Below are 7728 nucleotides of genomic sequence, written 5' to 3' on the forward strand. Positions count from 1 at the left end.
ATACAGTGAACAAATTCCGTCTTTTTTGCACAAATAATCTCTTATATAAAGAGTATAAATAAGATTTCCGTTATGATAGATGTTCAGTTTCTCTGCATCTTCAAAGTATGGAATTCTGATTGCTTTGCTTATATTTTCTAAAATAACATCTTCAATAATATCTCCTGGATTTGCAGGATACGGATGCGCCTCAAAATCAGTATTAAATGCAGCTTCATAAAGTGTTTTATTAAAAAATGACACTAATATTAAGGTATAATTATTTGGATGCCCGGGAATCATTTCTAAGAAATTCGTCGGCTGGCCTTGCGCTACCTCAAATTTTATCACATCAATTTGATTGTTTTTATGCAGCACAAAATAAAAAGAAAAAAGATTTCCTGTAGCTTGTACCGCTGATGAGAACATTATTACAAGAATAAAAAGACAAAACACCTTATTGAAAATTTTTGTTTTCATGAATACCGCCCGATTTAACGTTCATATTCGTTCATATTAATTTAACAGTTTTTCAGCCATTGTTTTAATGAAACTGTTTTAAGATGATTATACGCATTGGGTCCGTACCTATCAAACCCGTCACAATAATCCATGATAAAAGTTCTTACATCTGCGGATGTCTGCGGTGGAGAACAATCGTCTTTATTCGGACACCAGCTAAGACAAGCCCCTCCAGCTCCTCCGCAGTTCAGATGGCATAGTCCCAAAGCATGACCAGTTTCATGAACGACGACAATCGGCATATTTACTCGGGTAACACTGCTATCTCCTGGTATGCCGGATGCACATCCCATTATTCCGGAAGCTGCGCTTTCTCCGTTTATTGCAATTATTTTATCCCAAATTGTAGAATATTCACTGTTCACAACGCATGAGATAGATAAATCATTACAGTCCCCGCAGATATCAGAACAGGTAATTCTACAATCTTTTTGATCAAGATAATGAACTTTAATTTTGCTCATTGGGTCTGAACATTCTCTGAACGGGCTTTTTGCCATGAACGCATTAATTGCAATGTTTGCTGCATTTCTATATGATGCGTTGTCAGCTGCAGTTTCCTGAAAATTCAATGCTACAAAAACAACGTCCCATACATCTGTAATTTCACAACTAGTCCCATTCCAGTCAGTATCCGCAGAGCAGCATGCCTTGTCTGTTGGGTCTGCCTTGTTCTCAGAGCAGATAAGCCCTGAGTTACACTCTGCGGGACATTCGCACTTCTGGGCTTCTGATTTTCCGCCAGGAATTATGCATACTGCCCCTGTGCTTTTCGCGCATTGCTTCGTCCCCACAGGGCAGCAGCCGCTTGCTTCTGCTCCAGAGCATGAGGGGCAGCATAAATCAGCGCTTTGGCATCTGCAGTCAGCTGAGTTTTCGCATGTTTCAGAGTACGGCTCTTCTGTTCTGCACTCGCCGTCATTCTTGTAGTTCACGCATCCTGTTCCTTCCTTATAGTATGAATCTATCGGGCAGCAGCGGTTTGTCCCAAACCTTATGTCGCACAGCAGCTTTTCAGGCGCCTGCGAGCACTGGCAGCTTTCAATGCATCTCTCCTCTTTCTGGAACAAAGCTGATGGCTCAATGCAGCCCTTCTCATCAAGATATGCCCCTCCAAATTCTCCGAGGGATGCGCAGTCTGCACAAAACTGTGTTGCACCGCATTTGCAGTCGTCAAATGCAGGATAGTCCATGCAGCTTTCCCCCCTTTCCGGCTCGCACCTTCCGTTTCCCTTGCTCGGACAGTCAGCGTCAAATTCAGGGCAGTCAGGATCACACACGCCGTTTGTCCCGATGCAATCCCTGTCGCATATTCCGTCAAGAATATTATTTGTGTCTGGATCGCATATGCTGTCAGCAGGGTCTATGCAGTCAATGTCATAGAATCCGTCCCTGAAATTGTTGTAGCAGTCAGGGTCGCATATGCTGTCAGAGTCATCTGTATTAATATTTCCGTCCTTGTTGGTGTCAAGGCAGTATGGGTTGCATATCCCGTTTATTACCTCTTTTTTGTAGCAGGATTTGTCGCACTTTCCTTCTGCTATGCATCCTACATCGCACCTGTCATCAGTGGTATTGCACACAAGATTGTCTGTAATGTAAATATTATTGTCCTTACGGTATACCTTGATTTCCCCTGAAGTGTCAATTATGGAAGGTATTATCCTTGCGTCTGAGGTTGATATGTAAATCTCCTTTGAAATATCAAGCTTGGGGAAGTAAAATGAAATCTTGTTTCCAGTTACATTCATCTGGTAGATTATGGGATCTTTAAGCTTTATCAGGTATTCTGAATTGTCAGGATAGGAGTTTGCCTTGTCCACAACCTGCTTTACATCCTCAACAACAGCAACTGTGTAATCCTGCTGAACAGTTCTTGCCTGGCTTATCGCAATGCTCCTTAGAATTCCTATTGCAGCCATTGAGACAAAGAGAAGCCCAACTATAAGCACAAAATTGGTTATAGTGTCCCCTTTTTTACCGAAAACTCCCAAAATTATATCCGGCACCTCTTTTTTATTTAGGCATGCATTGTTAATGCAATAATTATATGCAAAAATTAATGCCTTTTCCTATAATTCTGAATTGTTTTATTTATAAATTCTTTGCTCTGTAAAGTCAAAAATGCAGAAGGGAAGCATTTGAAATTCGGCAATCTGGTTTTTATGGATTTGATAAGTTAAAATCTGCTAAAATAATCTGAATAATACTTCATAATAAACTTAAGAATAAGTATAAATATTCAAAATTAAAAAATCATAAATAATTAAAATTTAATAAAAAAAACTTAAAACATTTACACTTCTGAAAAGAACCCGAACTTGCATCTCCAGTTGGCATTTGCCGTATCGGCGCATGTTTTTGTAGTCAAATCTGCTCCTGTTGAAGTAAGATTGCAAACATCAGATGCCTTTCCTGCTGAAAGCGCTGCAAGGGTGTCGAGGTTGTTGAATTCTGGATTTGAAAGAATCTGCATACATGATGCTCCGGTGTATGTTCCCTCTTTGCAGTTGTCAACAAGAACAAAGCAGGGTATCATATCCTCGCAGAACTCCCATTTTCCCTCTCTTATCTTTCCGCCAAGGGTCTGGTCTCCGTTCCAGTCAATCTTCTTTGTTGCCTTGCAGAATTCAATCCTTGAGTTGTCATCAATGATTCCGTCGCATTTCATTTCGCAGTCCTGGATTACCTGGCTTTTCTGCTCTTTTGTGAAATATGCTGTTGATGCACCTTCCATTTTTCCGCTGCTCTTTTCAGTGAACTTAAAGAAAAGGTTTAGCACCACAAGCGAAATTATGAGAAGGATGAAAAGTCCGAATATCATCTGCAGCTCCTTCTCTGCCTTTTTCCCATTGAAAAATTTCAATCCAATCACCTCTCCTGCCCTTGTTAAGGCAATCAATAATAAAAATATTTTCTAATTATAAAAAAGTTGTGAATAAAAAGGTATATTAGTATATATAAACCTTTCTATAATTTCAATAAAAGCAGTTAATCATTCATATCTCAGCGATTCTACTGGCTTCATTTGTGCTGCCTGTATGGCTGGCAAAAGCCCTGATGCAACTCCCACCACAAATGAAAAAATAGTGGGACCTAAAATCAGGAAAGCGCCTATCTGGATTCTCAGGATGTTTGTCTGAAGCGCCTGTAGTGCAATAAAGGAAACTGCATTGCTCAGGGCAATTCCTATAATTACCCCGATAATCCCGCCAACAAGCCCGAGGATTCCTGATTCAAGTATGAAAATCATCATAATGTCTGAGTTCCTTGCCCCTATTGCTTTCATTATGCCGATATCTCTTGTTCTCTCAAGGACAGAGGTGTACATAGTGTTCATTATCCCTACACCGCCGACAAGAAGGGAGATTCCTGCTATTCCAACAAGAAGAACCTGGACAACATTTAATATCACTAGGAAGGATTGTATGACATTCTGGGCTGTTGCAACAGAGAAGTCCTCTTCCCCTTTTTTCTTGTTGCGCTCTTTTCTCAAATCCTCTTTTATTTTTTCTGCAATCTGGACTGTGTCTGAATCATTTTTGACTATTGCAGTTATTGAGCTTACCTCATCTGTCTTTCCTTCCATTTCCCTCAACACTGATTTCGGAACTCTGATTATTCTATTCTGCATTCCGCCAACATCAGCTTGTATCCCGACAACCTGGAAGTCAAGCCCGCCAATGTCTATGAAGTCGCCCAAATGGATTTCCTTTTCAAATGCCTCTTCTGCAACCCCTTTTCCTATAACTGCATTGTATTTTTCCCCTGTGCGCGGATTCCTTCCTTCTCCCACCTCATATGTCCCTATTGACTCAATGTATTTTGTGGTTTCAGCATCTGTCCCGAGCCCGTATACGGGCATGTATTTCTTCTGTTTGCCAAATGTAATCGGGAGAAGGGTGCTGTATGTCCCTATTGCGTATTCAACCCCGTTTACTCTTTTAACAGCATCAACATCCTTTTCATAGAGTGTTGCTGTTGTTGCAACAGCAGGACCCATTCCAGCACTCATTGAGCCGCCCGGGCTTATAGTTATCCTGTTTGAGCCCATTTTGGAGAATTGGTAGTTAACTGCATTCTGAAGCCCCTGCCCCAGGGAAACAAGGGTTACAACTGCTGCAATTCCGATGAATATCCCGATTACAGTAAGGTAGCTTCTTGTCCTTCTCTTTCTTATGTAATTGAAGACCAGCTTCAGGATTCCTTCCATCATTTTTACAGCCTGAACCTTATGCTTTGGGTAACTTTCATTTTAGATGCCTGTATTGAGGGCACCATTCCTGAAACAATTCCTATTATGATTGAAAATGCGAGCGCCCCGATTATAAGCGATGAAGAGAATCTTGCCACAAGCATATTGGTCTTAAGGAAGACAAATGCCAGGCGTTCAATAATTTTTGTGATTCCCATTCCAATAAGTATTCCGATTGCGCCTCCAAAAAATCCGAGTATTCCCGATTCAACTATGAATATTGTGAGTATGTCTGAATTCTTTGCCCCGACTGCCTTCATTATCCCGATGTCCCTTGTCCTCTCAAGAACAGAGGTGTACATAGTGTTCATTATTCCTATGCCGCCGACAAGAAGCGAGATTGCTGCAATCCCTATCAGGACAAACTGAATTGCATTGAATATTGCATTGAATGCGTCCATTATTTCTGCTGCAGTCTGGATTGTGAAATCCTCATCCCCTCTTTTCTGCCCCTTTGAGCGCCTAAGCTCATTTTTCAGGCTTTCTGCAATTTTTTCAGGGCTCTCCCCTTCCTTGACACTTGCAATTATCATTGAAAGGCTGTCTGTCTCATTGAACAGCGCCCTTGCCTCATCAAGCGGAATCCATAGGCTGCTGTCATCCTGGGGATTTCCAACTGATTCCATTATTCCGACAACATCGAATTCCCTTCCATCAAGCTTAATCTTGTCCCCGACTTGGATTCCCTTTGCGAAAAATTCATTGTCTTTTGAGAGAAGTATCCCTATAAACGCCTTGTTTGTGTCATCCTCCCTGAGCGACCTGCCTTCGTGCACTCTTACATTCTGCATCTGCTCTATTATTTTTGTGGACTCATCCATTGGCATTCCCATTATCCAGGTGTATTTTGTCTCCCTCCTGAACTGTATTGAGCCGATTTTATAGGAAAACCCTCCTGCGACATCAATCCCTCCTGAGCGCTTAACTGTTTCAAGGTCAGTGTCTGTGAGGGATGAGCTTCCCTGAACAAGCGATGATGCAAATCCTGCTCCAGGGCTTATCAGAAGCTTGTCTGTCCCGAGCATCTGGAACTGCTCCTCAACAACTGCTTTTACGCCCTGCCCAAGGGATATCAGGGATATAACTGCTGCAATTCCGATGAATATCCCTATCATCGTGAGCCATGAGCGCAGCCTTCTCTTCTCAAGGCTTCTCCAGGCAAAGATGGCATAATCTTTTAGCAAGTGCTTTCCCCCTTAAATCCCAATATTAAATGACTATTTATCCCCTTTCTCATTACTTTTTCCTGATAAGATGCCTTATTCTTTTCCTGTTCTTGTATAGCAGCACCCCTGCAGCAACAATCAGAAGGGTTATAATAATTCCTGCGCCGCTCCCTGTTCCAGCCATCCCGAATTTTTTCATCTCTGCTGATGTGTAAATTCGCAGAGGGGCATACTCAATTTTTTCATATCTGTTTCCTATTGCGTCTGAGTAAATCAGTTTCAAAGGTATGCTGATTGAGCCCTCTTTTGTCTTCTCAGCATAAATTGTGAAGTCAGCTGTGTCATAATCGTCTGAGGCAAGCTCTCCGATGTAATATTCGCCTGCAGAAAGAATTTTGTAATCTGGGCTTTCATCAATTCTTGCTTTCAGGAATTTGACATCTCCTGTTCCCTCATTTATTATCTTTACTGTAATCTTTCCTTTTGTCCCTGAAGTTGTGATTGCGCTGCTGGAAATCTCAGCAGAGAGAACCGGCTCTGAATTTACAATTACTCCTGCTATGTCTGATTTTGTGTGGTTTGCATTTCCCTCATCACGGTAGCTTATGAACAATGGGACTTTGTAAACTCCTGTTGCTGCATCCGGAGATGCCATTATGCCAAACTCAAATGATTTTGTCTCTCCTGCTGCAATCTGATATGCCTTCTTCTCTGTTCCAGAGCCTATTGGAATAAATGGAATTGATGATGATGAAAGATTTATTCCAACTGAGACATCTTTCATTGCCGAGTCAGCAAGGTTCTTAATCTCAATTTTTAGGATTGCATATTTGCCCGGCGCTATATTGAGGGGCTCTGAGCTTATTGACTCTATTGAAAGCCCCGGAAATGACCTTCTCACATTGACATTAAAAGCAGACAATGTAACCCAGTTTTCTCCATCTGCTGAATATCTCAGCTTTATCTCATTCAAGCCGGAGATTGCCTTTTCATCCACTCTCAGCCTGTATTCAATTATAAGGGAATCAACTCCTGTCTGCCCGCCTCCGATTGTTCCCAGGGCAATTCTTCCGCTGGCGCCGGGATCCAAGGAAAAGGGGAATGCCGGGATAATCTCAACAACAACATTTTTCAGGGATTCTCCCCCGATGTTTTCCACGCGGAATTTAAGCTTGACATACTGCCCTGAATCAACAGGGCTTGGCTCCTGGTTCAGCATGCTTATTGTTATGGCATTTCCTTCAGGAGAAACTCCTGCTGCTGAAGCTGTCCTTTCAATTGAAAGGAAAAAAATCAGCAAAGCTGCAAATATTATTAATCTGTTATTGTGCTTTCCGTTGTTCTTTGAATTGTTTCTCATTTTTTCAAAAGCCTCTCTTGTTCGTTATTGTTCGTTATAATAATCCGCCATCATATGTTTTTCACAATCTTGCCGTCCTTTATGTAGACTATTCTGTGCGCATACTTTGCAAGATTTGAGTCGTGCGTTACGAGTATTATTGTCTTTTTCTTTTCTTCATGAAGTTTTCTCAGGAAGTCCATTATTTCTGCGCCCCTTTTTGAGTCAAGGTTTCCTGTGGGTTCATCTGCAAGGAGCACTTCAGGGTCATTGACAAGCGCCCTTGCAATTGCAACTCTCTGCTGCTCTCCCCCCGAAAGTTCAGACGGCTTGTGGTATGCTCTCGCTGACATCCCGACAAGCTCAAGAATCTCCTTTGCCCTCTTGTTCTGCTCTGCCTTGGGAACTCCCTGGAACATAAGCGGAAGAATCACATTCTCAAGCGCATTGAAGGCAGCAATCAGGTT

General features: G+C 41.9%; 7 protein-coding genes. All 7 read right to left on the minus strand.

Annotated features, from left to right (window positions below; all coding sequences use genetic code 11):
* Positions 1-459: hypothetical protein (locus tag NTV63_03410; protein ID MCX6709970.1), on the minus strand; the 459-nt coding region annotated here is incomplete at its 3' end.
* Between the two features lie 41 nt (positions 460-500).
* Positions 501-2495 carry a hypothetical protein gene (locus NTV63_03415; protein MCX6709971.1) on the minus strand — a complete coding sequence of 665 codons (1995 nt, stop codon included), beginning with the start codon at positions 2493-2495 and terminating at the stop codon, positions 501-503.
* A 302-nt stretch (positions 2496-2797) separates the two neighbouring features.
* Positions 2798-3367, minus strand: coding sequence for a hypothetical protein (locus NTV63_03420; protein ID MCX6709972.1), 570 nt, complete (start codon positions 3365-3367; stop codon positions 2798-2800).
* A gap of 129 nt (positions 3368-3496) precedes the next feature.
* Positions 3497-4717, minus strand: a complete 1221-nt coding sequence (locus NTV63_03425) for an ABC transporter permease (GenBank protein MCX6709973.1) — start codon at positions 4715-4717, stop codon at positions 3497-3499.
* Positions 4718-4719: 2 nt separating this feature from the next.
* Positions 4720-5940: an ABC transporter permease gene (locus tag NTV63_03430; protein MCX6709974.1), complete on the minus strand. Its 1221-nt coding sequence runs from the start codon at positions 5938-5940 to the stop codon at positions 4720-4722.
* 52 nt (positions 5941-5992) lie between these two features.
* A complete protein-coding gene (locus NTV63_03435) occupies positions 5993-7282 on the minus strand; it encodes a COG1361 S-layer family protein (protein ID MCX6709975.1) in 1290 nt (429 codons plus the stop codon).
* 50 nt (positions 7283-7332) lie between these two features.
* A partial coding sequence (locus tag NTV63_03440) for an ATP-binding cassette domain-containing protein (protein ID MCX6709976.1) occupies positions 7333-7728 on the minus strand: 396 nt, incomplete at its 5' end.

It is taken from the genome of Candidatus Woesearchaeota archaeon, from assembly GCA_026394965.1.
GTDB lineage: Archaea > Nanobdellota > Nanobdellia > Woesearchaeales > 0-14-0-80-44-23 > JAPLZQ01.